At 60.4% G+C, this 14,467-nt stretch carries 17 protein-coding genes; 11 read left to right on the top strand and 6 right to left on the bottom strand.

The window, feature by feature from the left end; genetic code table 11:
- Positions 1-198: 198 nt before the first annotated feature.
- The 7 genes from F2P44_RS22405 (at position 199) to F2P44_RS22375 (ending at position 6,360) form a co-directional block, all read left to right on the top strand.
- Positions 199-996 (top strand): GntR family transcriptional regulator, encoded by a 798-nt coding sequence (locus F2P44_RS22405; protein ID WP_167089499.1) that lies wholly within the window; start codon positions 199-201, stop codon positions 994-996.
- Positions 997-1,235: 239 nt separating this feature from the next.
- Complete coding sequence (sdhC, locus tag F2P44_RS22400; protein ID WP_167089497.1) at positions 1,236-1,658, top strand: succinate dehydrogenase, cytochrome b556 subunit; 423 nt, start codon at positions 1,236-1,238, stop codon at positions 1,656-1,658.
- Positions 1,658-2,023: a succinate dehydrogenase, hydrophobic membrane anchor protein gene (gene sdhD, locus F2P44_RS22395; RefSeq protein WP_167089495.1), complete on the top strand. Its 366-nt coding sequence runs from the start codon at positions 1,658-1,660 to the stop codon at positions 2,021-2,023. Before sdhC ends, sdhD begins: the two co-directional genes overlap by 1 nt.
- 2 nt (positions 2,024-2,025) lie before the next feature.
- The gene (sdhA, locus tag F2P44_RS22390) at positions 2,026-3,804 is read left to right on the top strand and encodes a succinate dehydrogenase flavoprotein subunit (protein WP_167089493.1); all 1,779 of its coding nucleotides are present in this window, start codon (positions 2,026-2,028) and stop codon (positions 3,802-3,804) included.
- A gap of 9 nt (positions 3,805-3,813) precedes the next feature.
- On the top strand, positions 3,814-4,524 hold the full coding sequence (locus F2P44_RS22385; protein WP_054263811.1) for a succinate dehydrogenase iron-sulfur subunit: 711 nt from the start codon (positions 3,814-3,816) through the stop codon (positions 4,522-4,524).
- Positions 4,525-4,722: 198 nt separating this feature from the next.
- On the top strand, positions 4,723-4,989 hold the full coding sequence (locus tag F2P44_RS22380; protein ID WP_167089491.1) for an FAD assembly factor SdhE: 267 nt from the start codon (positions 4,723-4,725) through the stop codon (positions 4,987-4,989).
- A 69-nt stretch (positions 4,990-5,058) separates the two neighbouring features.
- Complete coding sequence (locus tag F2P44_RS22375; protein ID WP_167089489.1) at positions 5,059-6,360, top strand: citrate synthase; 1,302 nt, start codon at positions 5,059-5,061, stop codon at positions 6,358-6,360.
- Between the two features lie 66 nt (positions 6,361-6,426).
- Here F2P44_RS22375 and F2P44_RS22370 read toward each other — a convergent pair whose 3' ends face one another.
- A complete protein-coding gene (locus F2P44_RS22370) occupies positions 6,427-7,815 on the bottom strand; it encodes an Atrophin-1 multi-domain protein (RefSeq protein WP_167089487.1) in 1,389 nt (462 codons plus the stop codon).
- A 400-nt stretch (positions 7,816-8,215) separates the two neighbouring features.
- On the opposite strand from F2P44_RS22370, the gene F2P44_RS22365 reads away from it, so the two are divergent.
- Positions 8,216-8,713, top strand: a complete 498-nt coding sequence (locus F2P44_RS22365) for a nuclear transport factor 2 family protein (protein ID WP_167089485.1) — start codon at positions 8,216-8,218, stop codon at positions 8,711-8,713.
- 21 nt (positions 8,714-8,734) lie between these two features.
- Positions 8,735-9,667, top strand: coding sequence for a tRNA glutamyl-Q(34) synthetase GluQRS (gene gluQRS / locus F2P44_RS22360; RefSeq protein ID WP_167089483.1), 933 nt, complete (start codon positions 8,735-8,737; stop codon positions 9,665-9,667).
- A 38-nt stretch (positions 9,668-9,705) separates the two neighbouring features.
- Here the strand turns inward: gluQRS and F2P44_RS22355 are convergent, their stop codons facing one another.
- Positions 9,706-10,164: a DUF421 domain-containing protein gene (locus F2P44_RS22355; protein ID WP_167089481.1), complete on the bottom strand. Its 459-nt coding sequence runs from the start codon at positions 10,162-10,164 to the stop codon at positions 9,706-9,708.
- Positions 10,165-10,356: 192 nt separating this feature from the next.
- Here F2P44_RS22355 and F2P44_RS22350 point away from each other — a divergent pair, with 192 nt between their 5' ends.
- Entirely contained in the window at positions 10,357-10,902 is a 546-nt protein-coding gene (locus F2P44_RS22350) for a PEP-CTERM sorting domain-containing protein (RefSeq protein WP_167089479.1), read from the top strand.
- Positions 10,903-11,000: 98 nt separating this feature from the next.
- Positions 11,001-11,966: a ribonuclease Z gene (locus F2P44_RS22345; RefSeq protein WP_167089477.1), complete on the top strand. Its 966-nt coding sequence runs from the start codon at positions 11,001-11,003 to the stop codon at positions 11,964-11,966.
- A gap of 6 nt (positions 11,967-11,972) precedes the next feature.
- Here the strand turns inward: F2P44_RS22345 and F2P44_RS22340 are convergent, their stop codons facing one another.
- The 4 genes from F2P44_RS22340 to F2P44_RS22325 form a co-directional block, all read right to left on the bottom strand.
- The gene (locus tag F2P44_RS22340) at positions 11,973-12,281 is read right to left on the bottom strand and encodes a hypothetical protein (RefSeq protein ID WP_167089475.1); all 309 of its coding nucleotides are present in this window, start codon (positions 12,279-12,281) and stop codon (positions 11,973-11,975) included.
- Between the two features lies 1 nt (position 12,282).
- Positions 12,283-13,101, bottom strand: a complete 819-nt coding sequence (locus tag F2P44_RS22335) for a hypothetical protein (protein WP_167089473.1) — start codon at positions 13,099-13,101, stop codon at positions 12,283-12,285.
- Positions 13,102-13,303: 202 nt separating this feature from the next.
- Positions 13,304-13,702, bottom strand: coding sequence for a BlaI/MecI/CopY family transcriptional regulator (locus F2P44_RS22330; protein ID WP_167089471.1), 399 nt, complete (start codon positions 13,700-13,702; stop codon positions 13,304-13,306).
- A 59-nt stretch (positions 13,703-13,761) separates the two neighbouring features.
- Complete coding sequence (locus F2P44_RS22325; RefSeq protein ID WP_167089469.1) at positions 13,762-14,442, bottom strand: Fe2+-dependent dioxygenase; 681 nt, start codon at positions 14,440-14,442, stop codon at positions 13,762-13,764.
- Positions 14,443-14,467: the final 25 nt, after the last annotated feature.

Here is a 14,467-nt window from a genome sequence, read left to right as displayed (position 1 = left end):
ACCACAGCCGGAACTTCCCGCCCCCGTCGCAAAACCGTGGGGCGATACGCGCGTATGCCGGATCGACCGCGAGTGTAGGCGCGTGACAGCGATCTGTCAATTCGTATCATATATCTTATATAAGACACCTTATATAAAACACCTGCCACCGGCGATTGCACTGGACTGGCGCGCCCGTTTGTGGTGAAATCCCGGTCTATGAATCCAGTCCCGACCCCTCCGATCTTGCATGGTACAACGGCCAGCGGGACCGGCGCTTCCGCCGGCGCGTCGGGCAATTCGCCGACCTTCAGCCCCCTTTACCAGCAAATCAAGGCGCTCATCACGCAGGGCTTGCAGGCGGGCGAGTGGAAACCCGGCGAAATGATCCCCAGCGAAGTCGAGCTGGCCGGCCGCTTCAAGGTCAGCCAGGGCACGGTGCGCAAGGCGATCGATGAACTGGCCGCCGAAAACCTGGTGCTGCGGCGCCAGGGCAAGGGCACCTTTGTCGCCACCCACCACGAGGCGCGCGCGCATTTCCGCTTCCTGCGCCTGATGCCCGATGAAGGCGTACCCCACCATCCCGACAACAAGATCATCGAAGTCAAGCGCATGCGCGCGCCGGCCGAAGTGGCGCGCCTGCTGGACTTGAAATCGGGCGACTCCGTAGTGTATATCAAGCGCGTGATGTCGTTCGACGGCACGCCGACAATTCTTGAAGAAATGTGGCTTCCCGGCCTCCTGTTCAAGGGCCTGACCGCGGAACGCCTGGTCGAGTACAAGGGTCCCATGTACGGGCTGTTCGAGTCCGAGTTCGGTACCCGCATGATCCGTGCCAGCGAGAAAATCCGCGCGCTCGGGGCCGACGCCGGCGCCGCCCAGTTCCTCGGAGTGCAGGAAGGCGCGCCGCTGCTGTGCGCCGAGCGCGTCTCGTTCACTTACGGCGACAAGGCGGTCGAGCTGCGCCGCGGGCTGTACCTGACCGCGCACCACCATTACCAGAATGACTTGTCGTAGTTTCAAGATAAGTGTTGCCGAACCGCGATTGAGCCTCGATTCACGGTGGCGCACTGCGACGGTGCGGTGCACAAAATGCCCGTTCCGTTTAAAATGCATTGATCATAAGAAAGTGGCGAGCATCTGCCCATATTGTTGCTGAACGTGCCAATCCCAAGAGGAATATTGGTGCATTTGGGCAAAATGGGCGAAAATTGCGGGTTCATTACAATTTAGTTAGTCTAAGGGGAGGTACTGCCATGTCCGAAGCCGTGAAGGAAGTTCCAAAAAAAGAACGGCCCGAGATCCGTAACATCCATATTACGGATCTGAAGAATTACAATATGACGCCTGGCGCCTACGTGTCGATCCTGCACCGCATCAGCGGCGCGGCGATCTTCCTGATGCTGCCGTTCCTGCTGTATCTGTTCCAGAACAGCGTCCAGTCCGAAATATCGTTCGCGTATTTCCAAGGCATCCTCTCGCATCCGCTGTGCAAACTGGTCTTGCTGGGCTTGATCTGGGCGTATATGCACCACTTCTGCGCCGGTTTCCGTCATCTGTTCATGGACATGCACATGGGCATCGAGAAGGATTCCTCGCGCCAGAGCGCTGTCAGCGTGCTCGTTGTCAGCCTGATCCTGACCGCACTGGCTGGTCTCAAACTGTTTGGAGTGTTTTGATGGCAAAGAATAATGTCGGACGTAACCGCCTAGTCGTCGGTGCCCACTACGGCCTGAAGGATTGGATGGCCCAGCGCCTCACCGCGGTCGTGATGGCCGTGTACACCTTCACCCTGCTGATCTCCTTCCTGACCGGCGACAACTTCTCTTACGAAGGCTGGGCCCAGCTGTTCTCGCAACAGTGGTTCAAGCTGTTCAGCCTGGTGACCTTCGCCGGCTTGTACTACCACGCCTGGGTCGGCATGCGCGACGTCTGGATGGATTACATCAAACCGGTCGGCGTGCGCCTGGCCCTGCAAGCGGTCACCATCCTGTGGCTGATTGGCTGCGCCGCATGGACTGTACAAATTCTCTGGAGCGTTTAATCGTGGCAGCAATCAAAAAAGCACTTCCTACCCGCCGTTTCGACGCGGTCATCATCGGCGCCGGCGGCTCGGGCATGCGCGCATCCCTGCAACTGGCTGAAGCCGGCCTGAACGTGGCCGTGCTGTCCAAAGTCTTCCCGACCCGTTCGCACACGGTCGCGGCCCAGGGCGGCATCGGCGCGTCCCTCGGCAATATGTCGGAAGATGACTGGTACTGGCATATGTTCGACACCGTCAAGGGTGGCGACTATCTGGGCGACCAGGATGCGATCGAATTCATGTGCCGCGAAGCACCGAAAGTCGTGTACGAGCTGGAACACTTCGGCATGCCCTTCGACCGCAATCCGGATGGCACGATTTACCAGCGTCCGTTCGGCGGGCACACCGCCAACTTCGGCGAAAAGCCGGTCCAGCGCGCCTGCGCGGCGGCCGACCGTACCGGCCACGCGCTGCTGCACACGCTGTACCAGCGTAATGTGCGCGCGCGCACCCACTTTTTTGTCGAGTGGATGGCGATCGATATCATCCGCGACGCCGATGGCGATTGCGTGGGCGTCGTGGCGCTCGAAATGGAAACCGGCGAATGCATGATCCTGGAAGCGAAGACCACCATCTTCGCCACCGGCGGGGCAGGGCGCATCTTCGCCGCTTCGACCAACGCCTTCATTAACACCGGCGACGGCATGGGCATGGCGGCGCGTGCCGGCCTGCCGCTGCAAGACATGGAATTCTGGCAGTTCCACCCGACCGGCGTGTCCGGCGCGGGCGTCCTGATTACCGAAGGGGTGCGCGGCGAAGGCGGCATCCTGATCAACAGCAATGGCGAACGCTTCATGGAGCGCTATGCGCCGACCCTGAAAGACCTGGCGCCGCGCGACTTCGTGTCGCGGTCGATGGACCAGGAAATCAAGGAAGGCCGCGGCTGCGGTCCGAACAAGGACCACGTGCTGCTGGACCTGCGCCACATCGGTGCCGACACCATCGCCAAGCGCCTGCCGTCGATTCTCGAAATCGGCCACAAGTTCGCCAACGTCGACGCCACCAAGGAACCGATCCCGGTGGTGCCGACGATTCACTACCAGATGGGCGGCATCCCGACCAACATCCACGGCCAGGTCGTCGCGCCAAAAGATGGCAATCCGGTCGCCGTGGTGAACGGCCTGTACGCGATCGGCGAATGCGCCTGCGTCTCGGTGCACGGCGCCAACCGCCTCGGCACCAACTCGCTGCTCGACCTGCTGGTGTTCGGCCGCGCGGCCGGCAACCACGTGGTGGCATCGAACCTGAAGCAAAAGGAAAACAAGCCTTTGCCGAAGGATGCGGCCGACTTTGCGCTGGATCGCATGAACCGCCTGGAAACCTCGACCGGTTCCGAAAAAGTGCAGGGCGTGGCCAACGATATCCGTTCCACGATGCAGAAATACTGCGGCGTGTTCCGCACCGACGAGCTGCTCAACCAGGGCTACAAAGAGATCATGGTGCTCGACGAGCGCCGCAAGCACGTCTCGTTCAAGGACAAGTCGATGGTGTTCAACACCGCGCGCGTCGAAGCGCTGGAACTGGATAATCTCATTGAAACGGCGAAAGCGACCATCACATCGGCAGTGGCACGCAAGGAATCGCGCGGCGCGCACGCGCACAGCGACTTCCCGAACCGCGACGACGAAGTCTGGATGAAGCACACCTTGTTCTACTCGGAGAACAACCGCCTCGAGTACAAGCCTGTGATCACCAAGCCGCTGACGGTCGATACCTTCAAGCCGAAACCACGTACTTTCTAAGGTCAGAACATGACACGCACCGTAAAACTGAAAATCTACCGCTACGATCCCGACCAGGATGCCAAGCCGTACATGCAAGACGTGACCGTCGAGCTGCAGGACACCGACAAGATGCTGCTCGACGCCCTGCAGCGCATCAAGTCGGACGTGGACGATACCCTGAGCCTGCGCCGCTCCTGCCGTGAAGGCGTGTGCGGTTCGGACGCGATGAATATCAACGGCAAGAACGGCCTGGCCTGCACCACCAACCTGAACGAGCTGACCCAGCCGATCGTCCTGCGTCCGCTGGCCGGCCTGCCGGTGATCCGCGACCTGATCGTCGACATGACGCAGTTTTTCAAGCAGTACGATTCGATCAAGCCATACCTGGTGAACGATTCGATCCCGCCTGAAAAAGAGCGCCTGCAGACCCCGACCGAGCGCGAAGAGCTCGACGGCCTGTACGAGTGCATCCTGTGCGCTTGCTGCTCGACGTCGTGCCCATCGTTCTGGTGGAATCCGGACAAGTTCGTCGGTCCTGCTGGCCTCTTGCAAGCCTACCGCTTCATCGCCGACAGCCGCGACGAAGATACCGGCGCGCGCCTGGACAACCTGGAAGACCCGTACCGCCTGTTCCGCTGCCACTCGATCATGAATTGCGTCGACGTTTGTCCGAAGGGGCTGAACCCGAACAAGGCGATCGGCAAGATCAAGGAATTGATGGTTCGCCGCGCCGTCTAAGGCTGCATGGCAAGCCGCCATGGCGGGCGCGACGCGGACACGCTTGTCCGCGTCGCGCCCGCTTGCCATCCGGGGCGGATTTGCATGCCGTCCGGTATGGTCGATTGTGGTGAATTGTTGCAAGCAATACAGTAAAAGTACCGTACTGCCGAAATCCGGCAGGCGGAGTATAGTGTTGACCCAACGACGGACTCTAGAGTGAATACGCACCAATCCGACCCGGCCAACCGCTCGCGACTGCGCTGGCGCAGCCGCCGGGGTTTGCTCGAAAACGACCTGATCCTCACGCGCTTCCTTGACGCGCATGAGGAAGGGATGACCGATGACGAAGTCGACGCGCTGACCCGGCTGCTCGATCTGGCGGACAATCCGCTGATGGACCTGCTGCTGGCGCGCAAAGAGCCCGAAGGTGAAGTCGACTTGCCGCATGTGCGCGCCTTGCTGTCGCGCCTGCGGCAAGCGTGAACGTGGCAATAGCCCGACGAGTTTCGTAATTTTTATTTTGTAGACCTCACCTCCCAAGAAGGAAGTGCCATGAACATCTCTGATACCAAAGCCACCCTGTCGTTTTCCGATGGCAGCACGCCCATCGACATGCCGATTTACAAGGGCACCGTTGGCCCGGACGTCATCGACATCCGCAAGCTGTACGCCCAGACCGGCAAATTCACGTACGACCCGGGCTTCATGTCGACCGCCGCCTGCAACTCGAGCATCACCTACATCGATGGCGACAAGGGCGAACTGCTGTACCGCGGTTACCCGATCGAGCAACTGGCCGTCAATTGCGACTTCCTGGAAACCTGCTACCTGCTGCTGAACGGCGAACTGCCGAACAAAGAAGAAAACCTGAAGTTCAGCGATACCGTCACCAAGCACACCATGGTGCACGAGCAGATGCAATTCTTCTTCCGCGGCTTCCGCCGTGACGCGCACCCGATGTCGGTGCTGGTTGGCACGGTCGGCGCGCTGGCCTCGTTCTACCACGACTCGCTCGACATCAACGACCCGCATCACCGCGAAGTGTCGGCCATCCGCCTGATCGCCAAGATGCCGACCCTGGTCGCGATGTCGTACAAATACTCGATCGGCCAGCCGTTCGTGTACCCGCGCAACGACCTGTCGTACAGCGCCAACTTCATGCGCATGATGTTCGGCAATCCGTGCGAAGAATACGTTGTCAACGAAGTGCTGGTGCGCGCACTCGACCGCATCCTGATCCTGCACGCGGACCACGAGCAAAACGCGTCGACCTCGACCGTTCGCCTGGCTGGTTCCTCGGGCGCCAACCCGTTCGCCTGTATCGCTGCCGGCATCGCCTGCCTGTGGGGCCCGGCGCACGGTGGTGCGAACGAAGCGGCACTGAACATGCTGAAAGAAATCGGCACCGTCGAGAATATTCCTGCTTTCATTGAAAAAGTGAAAGACAAGAATTCCGGCGTCAAGCTGATGGGCTTCGGTCACCGCGTGTACAAGAACTTCGACCCGCGCGCCAAGCTGATGCGCGAAACCTGCTACGAAGTGCTGGAAGAGCTGGGCCTGCAGGACGACCCGCTGTTCAAGCTGGCCATGGCGCTGGAAAAAATCGCGCTGGAAGACGACTACTTCGTGTCGCGCAAGCTGTACCCGAACGTCGACTTCTACTCGGGCATCGTGCAATCGGCGCTGGGTATTCCGGTATCGCTGTTCACCGGTATCTTCGCGATGGCGCGCACCATCGGCTGGATCGCGCAATGGAACGAAATGATTTCCGATCCGGAGCAAAAAATCGGCCGTCCACGCCAGCTGTTCGTCGGCTCGCCGACGCGCGACGTGAAGCCGATCGACAAACGCTGATCGGTTTGCGTTGTCATTGAAAAAAGCGAGCCTTGGGCTCGCTTTTTTATTGCCCTGCCGGCGTGATTACTCGCCTGCCGACAGCTCGACCAGGCGCGCTTTCAGGCTCGCCGGTCCGCCCACCGGTTTCTTGGCGGTGAAGAAGGCAGTGGCTTTATCGGGCCAGACCACCGTCTCGCTCTGGCCATTGCCCAGTTGCGCGGTCGTGGTTTTGACGGTGCCTACCTGCATCGTCATGCTCATGGTGGTGCCACCGGTCGACTCGACCGACAGCTTGTAGCGCTTGGGCGCGCTTGGGTACTTGTTCGCGACCCGGCCCAGGCCCCAGTTCGAGTAGTTGATCTGGGTCATAGGCCGCGTGGTGGTCGTGCCCCACACCACGGACTGGCTGAAGGTGTCGTACACGCCTTGCGCGCCGACGCCATCGATCAGGAGCCAGGCGCCACGCAGCGAGAGCAGGTTGACGTGCGTCTCGGGCACGCGCGGCTTGCCGTTGCCGTCGATGTGGCCAGTCTGGCCGAGCACCCGGCGCAGGCTCTTGCGCACCAGGTTGAGCTGGTCGGGCGGCGAAGCACCCCACGGCGCGCCGATTTCCACGTAGATCGCGAACGGCGTATTGTAGTTGCGGTCGACGACGTAGGCGCCGTACTTCATCAACGTCCTGGCGACCTTCAGCAGGCGCGCATCGGTAATTTTGCTCAGGTCGAAATTGGGCGGCAGCATGACGCGCGCGCCTTCGGGAATCCGGCCGGTATTCGGCTTGTTCGGTATGGGGGTGTCGGCCGCTGTCGCCGGATAGGTATAGCGGTCGGGCCCGGCGAGCAATCCCGTGAAATCGAGCGACATGGACAGGGCGTGCTCGAACAGGGGTTTGGTATCGCCGGCTTCGGCAATGCGGATCATGCCGCCCGTCGGCGCCGGACCGGCCGCGCGCGCACCTTGATAGTAATGGGCCGGGTCGCCCCAGCCGGTGCCGTTCAAGGGCGTCCACGACACCCTGGTCGCGGTCCACTTGCCTTCGGTATTTTTCTTCAGGTTGGAAAACGAATAGATCCGGTTCAGGCTCGCATCGATGATATCGGCATGGCCATCTTCGCCCGTCGCGGGGAGGGTGTTCGCCGGCCAATGGGGGATCGTATAGGTCGGGGCCGACATCTCGGTGTCGGTATCGACCACGCCGGTCTTGCCGGCGACCGGGTAAATCAGCATCTTCGGGTCCGACGCTTTCGCCTCGAAAATGCCGGACGAGTAAGCGCCGGCCTGAATCGCCGGATTCCATGTGGTGGCCGGGATTTCCCAGGTGTCGAATGCCGGATTGACCGGATAGGAATTCCAGAGCGAATCGGCGGCAAAGGGTTTTTGGTAAGTGCCAAAAGTCACCGTGGGAACGGTTTGTGCATACGCCTGCGTCACGGACGCCAGCGCCAGTGTTCCAACAGCTACAAGTAATTTCATCTGCAAAGTCCTCGGAATGGATATGCCCCTGGGTGCGGGCGGCATGTGGGAGCGTTGATAATGCAAAAAGGAAGATCGTCTGTTTCGGCTGATTTTCATATCAGCTGATTTAACGATACCACATTATTTCCGCGATGAAATCGATTGCGGCGTTCATTTTGGCGATAAAAAATGAGTATCGGGGAATTTATCCGCTGTTCATATGCCGGTAATAATCGGGCGTTTGTTTTAGCCAGAGTAAAAACATATACGATGATGCTGGTGGTGGAATATTAGATTGCCTGCGTTAATAAAAGATAATATCCATGCATGCTCGCGCCCGCTGTGCCGGCGGCGCCGGCGCCACGCCGGTGCGTGTACAATCGCGTCTCGTCCCGCTCATTGCCCCTGGAAAGTCAGAATGAAGAAAACACTGCTGGCCTGCATCCTGTTCATGTTCAGCCTGGGTGCGTTCGCACAAGCGTCCGACCCCGCTGCGCCCTATACCAAACAGATCAATGCCTTTATCGATGAATGGCACGATGACGCCGCGCATGCCCGTCCGGCCTATTTCGACAAGATGGCAGCGAACGGCGTGTATATCGGCACCGACAAGACCGAGCTGTGGAACCGGGACCAGTTCAAGGCCTGGGCCAAGCGCTTCTTCGACAAGGGCAAGGCATGGTCTTTCAAATCCACGAAACGGAATGTGTATATGTCGGCGGACAAGAACTTCATCTGGTTCGATGAACTGCTCGATACCCAGATGGGCGTGTGCCAGGCCAGCGGCGTGCTGCGCAAGACCGACAAGGGATTCGAGATCGAGCATTATCAGCTCTCGATCGCCGTTCCCAATCCGGTGGCGGACAAGGTGACTAAAACGATCAAGGATTTTGAGGCGGCTCCGTCCGTGAAATAAGGCCCAGCGCAAAGCCAGCACGTGCAAAACCGAACTCACTATATTGGCCGCTTCGCGCCATCGCCCAGCGGTCCGCTGCACCAGGGATCGCTGGTGGCGGCCATGGCGAGCTACCTGGACGCCAAAGCCCATCATGGCCAGTGGCTGGTGCGGATCGAAGACGTGGATGAAGGCCGCAGCGTGCCGGGCGCAGGCGAAGCCATGCTGGCCTTGCTGCGCACCTTGCGCATGGACTGGGATGGCGATGTGGTCTGGCAGAGCCAGCGCAAACTGCTATACCAGGAAGCCGCCGGCAAACTTGGCGCGCATGTCTATCCCTGCGGCTGCAACCGCCGCGAAATCGCCGATTCCCGCCTCGGCACCGCACCCGATGGCTCGGCCATCTATCCCGGAACCTGCCGTCATGGCCTGGCGCCAGGCAAGACCATGCGCAGCCTGCGCGTACGGGTGCCCGACATGCGGGTGCCCGATGCGGCCGGCTGCACTGCTAGTCCCGCCACCACGGCAAATACCGACCTGATCACGTTTACCGACCGCGCCGCCGGACGGGTGGCGCAGCATCTGGCGACTGAGTCGGGCGACTTCGTGCTCAAGCGCGCCGATGGCTTCTGGGCCTACCAGCTTGCCGTGGTGGTCGATGACGCGCAGCAGGGCGTTACCGACATCGTGCGCGGCGCTGACCTGATCGATTCGACGCCGCGCCAGATCTATCTGCAGCAACTGCTGGGCGTGCCTACCCCGCGTTATCTGCACGTGCCGGTCGTGCGCAATGCGGATGGCGAAAAGCTGTCCAAGCAAACCGGCGCGCTGGCGGTCGCTCCCGACAGTGAAGCGCAAGCCCTGGGCGCACTACAAGCGGCGGCCGCCTTCCTGCAACTGCCGCTTGCGCCGCCAGGCTCGATCAGCGCGTTCTGGCAAGCGGCAATCCCCGCATGGGCGAAGCGCTTCACATAGTCTTCCGCCGCGGCACGACGGCCCCGGCGGCAACAGTGCTATTTCTTCTGGATGGTGATTTGTCCATCGGCTTCAAGAAACGCGCAGCGCATGTCCTTGATGTCGCAATCAGCGCAGCGCAGGGCCTGGTCGACCTCTTCGCGGGAAATGCGGCAGCGTTTCATGACCTTGTCGTACAGTTCGCCATCGCGTCCCAGCAGCACGGCGCTGCCGTCGAGAATGTCGGACATTTGCTTGCTGTGCGATGAGAGGAACGACATCGTCATGTTCAGCCCCACCAGCACCGCCGCCACGATGAAGCCGCCAATGAGCGATTGATCGCCGCCGGTCAGGGAGTTGGACACGGCCTCGCTCAGCAGCATCACCACCAGCAGGTCGAAGGGCGTGAACTGGCCCACCGTGCGGCGGCCGGACACGCGCACCATGACCAGCAGGATCAGATACACGGCCGCGCCGCGCACGACGAATTCCCACCAGGGATGGTCCATCTCGAACATGTGCAATTCCTTTCAGTGTTCAGCGTGCTGCGCTGTGGATTTTTATCATATTGTAAAGAAACGCAAGGACACGTGGATTTCCGTACGGTGCGTTGTGGGCTCGCGCGGCAACAACAAAGTTGTACATACAAGCTGCTTTATGTTAATTTCGCGTTGCAGGAAAATTATGAAAATAACTATAAGGAGACAGGAATGAAGTTGTTGTCAGTATTGTTGGGACTGGTTCTGATTGCGGATGCGCGCGCCGATGCATCCTTGCTGGGAGATACGGTCGACGCCGGCATGTACCGGACCATCGACACCGGTAAAGGTGTCGGCCGGATCACGGGATTCGGCCTGGACAGCCCGTTTGTCGTCGAGAACGGCGCGGCAGATCAGAAAAGCTACAGCGTCGCCTATACGCTCGATGTCGATGCCGACCGCTTCACCATGGATTACCGCAATCCTTTCGCCTGGGGCAACGGGATTGTGTTTCGCCTGACCGATCTCGACTTCAGCAATGGCGCATCCTTGCAATCGTTGATCGTCGACACCAATCTGGTCGGTTACGGCTTGACGGTCGGCGCCGATTACGTCGAAATCAATCTGAGCGGCGTGCACGGTACGCGCGATGCCTACTTCAGTGGCCAGTTCATCACCACGGCCGTGCCGGAACCGGCCACGTACGCGATGCTCTCGCTGGGCCTGGCGGTGGTGGGCTTCGGCGCCCGTCGCGCCCGCAAGGCCCGCCAGGGCTGAGACGAGCGGCGTCGCTGCCGACGCTGACCGTGTGGCCGCTCGCGCAAGGCGCTCCGGCCTGCACTGGCGCCGGCTTTAGCGCTGGCGCATAATGCGGCATGTTCAAACTGACCTTTCTCGGCACGTCCTCGGGCGTGCCAACCAAAAACCGCAACGTCACCGCGCTGGCGCTGCAGACCTCCCTGAACCGCGACTGGTGGCTGATCGACTGCGGCGAGGGCACCCAGCATCGCCTGCAGCACATTCCCCTCACAGTGCATGACCTGGCCGGCATTTGCATCACCCACATTCATGGCGACCACAGTTACGGCTTGCCCGGCTTTCTGGCCAGCGCGGCCATGGGCGGACGCAAGCGCCCGCTGATCCTGGTCGCGCCGCTGGGCGTTAAAGCGTGGCTGGAAGCGACCATGCTGCATACCGAACTGTTCCTGCCGTTTGCGCTGATCCATGTGGATGTCGCCGGCGAGCAGCAGGTTCATCAGGAGCCGGGCCTGACGATCGAGCGCCATCACTTGTCGCACCGGGCGCCGAGCGTCGGTTTTCGCTTCGCCGTGGAGACCTGCAAATGGAGGCTCGACAGCGCGGCCTTGCGCGCGCGCGGCGTGCCATCCGGTCCGCTGTGGGGGCAATTGCAGGCCGGTCACGATGTGACGCTGGACGACGGGACGAACTTGGCGGCCGCCGATGTCCGCGTGGCCGATGTGCAGCGCGCGGTGGCGGTGATCGGCGGCGACAACGATACCCCGGCGCTGCTCGGCGAGGCCTGTGCCGATGCCCAGGTGCTGGTGCACGAGGCGACTTATACCGAAGCGATCCTGCAAAAGGTTGGCCCCGGGCCGACCCACAGTTCCGTGCAGCGTGTGGCGCAGTTCGCCACCGAATGCGGCTTGCCGAACCTGATCCTGACCCATTTCAGTGCGCGTTACGACAATCCGGAAGGCATGGCGGAACTGGAAGCGGAGGCGCGCCAGCATTACGCGGGCAAGCTGTTCCTGGCGCAGGATTTTGCCAGCTATGAACTGGACAGTGTGGGAATTGTACGGAAAGTGCCAGCGCCCGCTTAAGCCGGTCTACTCAACTAAATCTGATGGCAATTCCGTATTGACAATCGTTTTCTTGAGGGCGTTTTGGCTGCGCGATGCGTAACTCTCACCGGTCCGATAGAGGAGAACTTTTGGCCGCGCAATTTCACGTCCAGAAACTGAGCGGACAACACTTGCTGCTGGCTGCGTTGCCTGAGTTTTTCCAACGCCAGCGGGAGCGCTATTCCGCAGTGTCACACGTTCTTCGCTGAGCATCTTGGAAGCGCCGGCCGGTGACCCGCTGTTCTGTTCTTTTTTTTGCGGCTTCAGACGCGCAATGTGGAAAGGTTTCGTCATTTCACACCTCGAATTTCAAATAGCTGGACAATGCAGGAAGCGATTTTCCGCCAGGATCCAGGTTGAACGTCATATCCCACCCATCACCCACGGTCTTCCAGAATTCTGCCCCAGACTTGCCTAAGGCTAGCACCTCGGAGACATACACGCAAGCGGCCAGCTTAGGTGGTTCATACTTGAAAAATGGATACATTGACGTGGTTAGTTGATGTACCGGCATGTCAAAACCATACTTTGGCCACGCGGCGTATCCATACCAGCGGCCGCCCTCCGTCCGGTCATTCCATGAGCGGCCGCCCGCAGCCTGCAAACGAATTTCAAGGATGTCTGGGTTAGGCCGGGCAGCCCGTGCGATCGCCGCAACCATGTACCCGCCAATCCCCGTAAAACTTTTCTTGTCAGCAGCTTTCGGTAAGAAATCCACAAGCTTGATGTAGATACCAACGGCAATGCGATCATTGTCAGCCTCAATGGGGTAGAGAATGACTTGATTGTATGTTCCGATGTAGTCGGGATTCAGGACTTTTAAGTACAGGCCCGGCGGCACCTCTTCAACCTTGTTGCCGTCATTAATTTTACTGGCATCGATTGCTGGTTCGGGCTCGAAATAGGCCGTCACAACAGACCCAGTCGGCGCACCGCTCAGCCCGATAATTTCCTCATCAGTGAGAGTGAAGCCAATCGCGTCGATATCGCAAGTGGGCGTGACTCTGCAAACTGTCCCCGAAGAGAGATTGAAATGAACATGCAGCGCAGTTTCAGCAGTATTTGGCGAGACGTTAGTCATTTCGGAGGATGTTTTCGCTGTGGATATCGACATTGTCCGCGCCAACAAATGTCCACTAAGACATACAGCGGCGCGACGTTAGCGTACATCCTACCGGAAAATCGCCGGAGACTACCTAAGGAACTCATGCAATCATGAGGCCTTCTTCGTCCATCCCAGAATACATTGACGCAAGCACCCTGAACCTGAATTTTCCCGATTACACGGCAGAGCGATGGAGCGCACCAGATCGTGCTCAGGCTTTTCCGGCGGGAGGCTTTTCCTGATCCAGAATCGCCTGGATCTCCGCCCGTTCGCGCGCGCTCACATGCCCGCGCAGCGCCGCCAGCACCAGTTCCTTGCCTGAACCCGAAAACGCCTTGTGAATCAATTCCCTGATCAGGCTGGTCTGCAGCGAATCCTGCGGCTGGGCCGGCGCGTACACATGCGCGCGCGCGCTTTCGTCGCGCGTGAGCAAGCCCTTGGTGTGCATCAGCTGGAGCAGGCGCAGCACGGTCGCGTACGCCATGTCGGGCCGGCTGGCGATGGCCGCCTGGTGCACCTGTTTGGCGCTGGCCGGACCGAGTTGCCACAGCAGGCGCAGCATCTCCAGTTCCGATGCGGTGGGCTTGGGCGTGGCGGACGGCTCGGACATGGGGAAAGAGACTGGTGGGAATGCATCTAGAATAAATTATCTAGATGCGAAAGTCCAGTTCAGATCTCCGACCACATCCGCAGCAGGTTGTGATAATGCCCGGTCAGGCCGACCGTTTCCTCGGTATCGCCAAGGCGTGCGCGCAGGCGCTGGATGGTCTGGTCGAGTTCGAGCAGCATGGCGCGGCGGCCATCGTCGCGCACCATGCTTTGCACCCAGAAAAAGGAGCAGACGCGGCTGCCGCGCGTGACCGGCTCGACCTTGTGCACACTGGACGAGGGGTAGACGATCATGTCGCCCGCCGGCAGCTTGACTTCATGCACGCCGTAGGTATCGTTGATGATCAGTTCGCCGCCATCGTAGTCCTCCGGTTCGCACAGGAACAGGGTGCACGACAGGTCGGTACGCAGCGGCAAGGCGCTGCCGGCCACATTGCGTACGGCACCGTCCACGTGGGCGCCGTAGTGTTCGCCGCCGGTGTAGCGGTTGAACAGCGGCGGCACCGTGCGCAGGGGCAGGGCGGCGGCGAAATAGAGGGGATTGGCGGCCAGGGCGGCCAGGATGATGCGGCCCAGTTCGGCGGCGAGGGGCTCTTCGGCGGGCAGTTGCTGGTTGTGCTTGACCTGTGCGCCTTGTGCGCCGACCGTGGCGCGGCCGTCGGTCCAGTCGGCGCTGTCGAGCGCGCGCCGCATGGCGGCAAGCTGGTCGGGACTGAGCACGTGGGGAATATGGAGCATCATGGCAATGAAATGGTGGCGAAGGAAG

It is taken from the genome of Massilia frigida, from assembly GCF_011682175.1.
Taxonomy (GTDB): domain Bacteria; phylum Pseudomonadota; class Gammaproteobacteria; order Burkholderiales; family Burkholderiaceae_D; genus Telluria_A; species Telluria_A frigida.
Note: the sequence above shows the minus strand (reverse complement) of the source record. Positions and strands in the feature narration are given on the sequence as shown.

Coding starts and splice junctions, on each gene's coding strand:
- F2P44_RS22405 (WP_167089499.1), top strand. CDS start 199: ATGAATCCAGTCCCGACCCCTCCGATCTTGCATGGTACAACGGCCAGC.
- sdhC (WP_167089497.1), top strand. CDS start 1,236: ATGTCCGAAGCCGTGAAGGAAGTTCCAAAAAAAGAACGGCCCGAGATC.
- sdhD (WP_167089495.1), top strand. CDS start 1,658: ATGGCAAAGAATAATGTCGGACGTAACCGCCTAGTCGTCGGTGCCCAC.
- F2P44_RS22385 (WP_054263811.1), top strand. CDS start 3,814: ATGACACGCACCGTAAAACTGAAAATCTACCGCTACGATCCCGACCAG.
- F2P44_RS22375 (WP_167089489.1), top strand. CDS start 5,059: ATGAACATCTCTGATACCAAAGCCACCCTGTCGTTTTCCGATGGCAGC.
- F2P44_RS22370 (WP_167089487.1), bottom strand. CDS start 7,815: ATGAAATTACTTGTAGCTGTTGGAACACTGGCGCTGGCGTCCGTGACG.
- F2P44_RS22365 (WP_167089485.1), top strand. CDS start 8,216: ATGAAGAAAACACTGCTGGCCTGCATCCTGTTCATGTTCAGCCTGGGT.
- F2P44_RS22355 (WP_167089481.1), bottom strand. CDS start 10,164: ATGTTCGAGATGGACCATCCCTGGTGGGAATTCGTCGTGCGCGGCGCG.
- F2P44_RS22350 (WP_167089479.1), top strand. CDS start 10,357: ATGAAGTTGTTGTCAGTATTGTTGGGACTGGTTCTGATTGCGGATGCG.
- F2P44_RS22345 (WP_167089477.1), top strand. CDS start 11,001: ATGTTCAAACTGACCTTTCTCGGCACGTCCTCGGGCGTGCCAACCAAA.
- F2P44_RS22340 (WP_167089475.1), bottom strand. CDS start 12,281: ATGACGAAACCTTTCCACATTGCGCGTCTGAAGCCGCAAAAAAAAGAA.
- F2P44_RS22335 (WP_167089473.1), bottom strand. CDS start 13,101: ATGTCGATATCCACAGCGAAAACATCCTCCGAAATGACTAACGTCTCG.
- F2P44_RS22330 (WP_167089471.1), bottom strand. CDS start 13,702: ATGTCCGAGCCGTCCGCCACGCCCAAGCCCACCGCATCGGAACTGGAG.
- F2P44_RS22325 (WP_167089469.1), bottom strand. CDS start 14,442: ATGATGCTCCATATTCCCCACGTGCTCAGTCCCGACCAGCTTGCCGCC.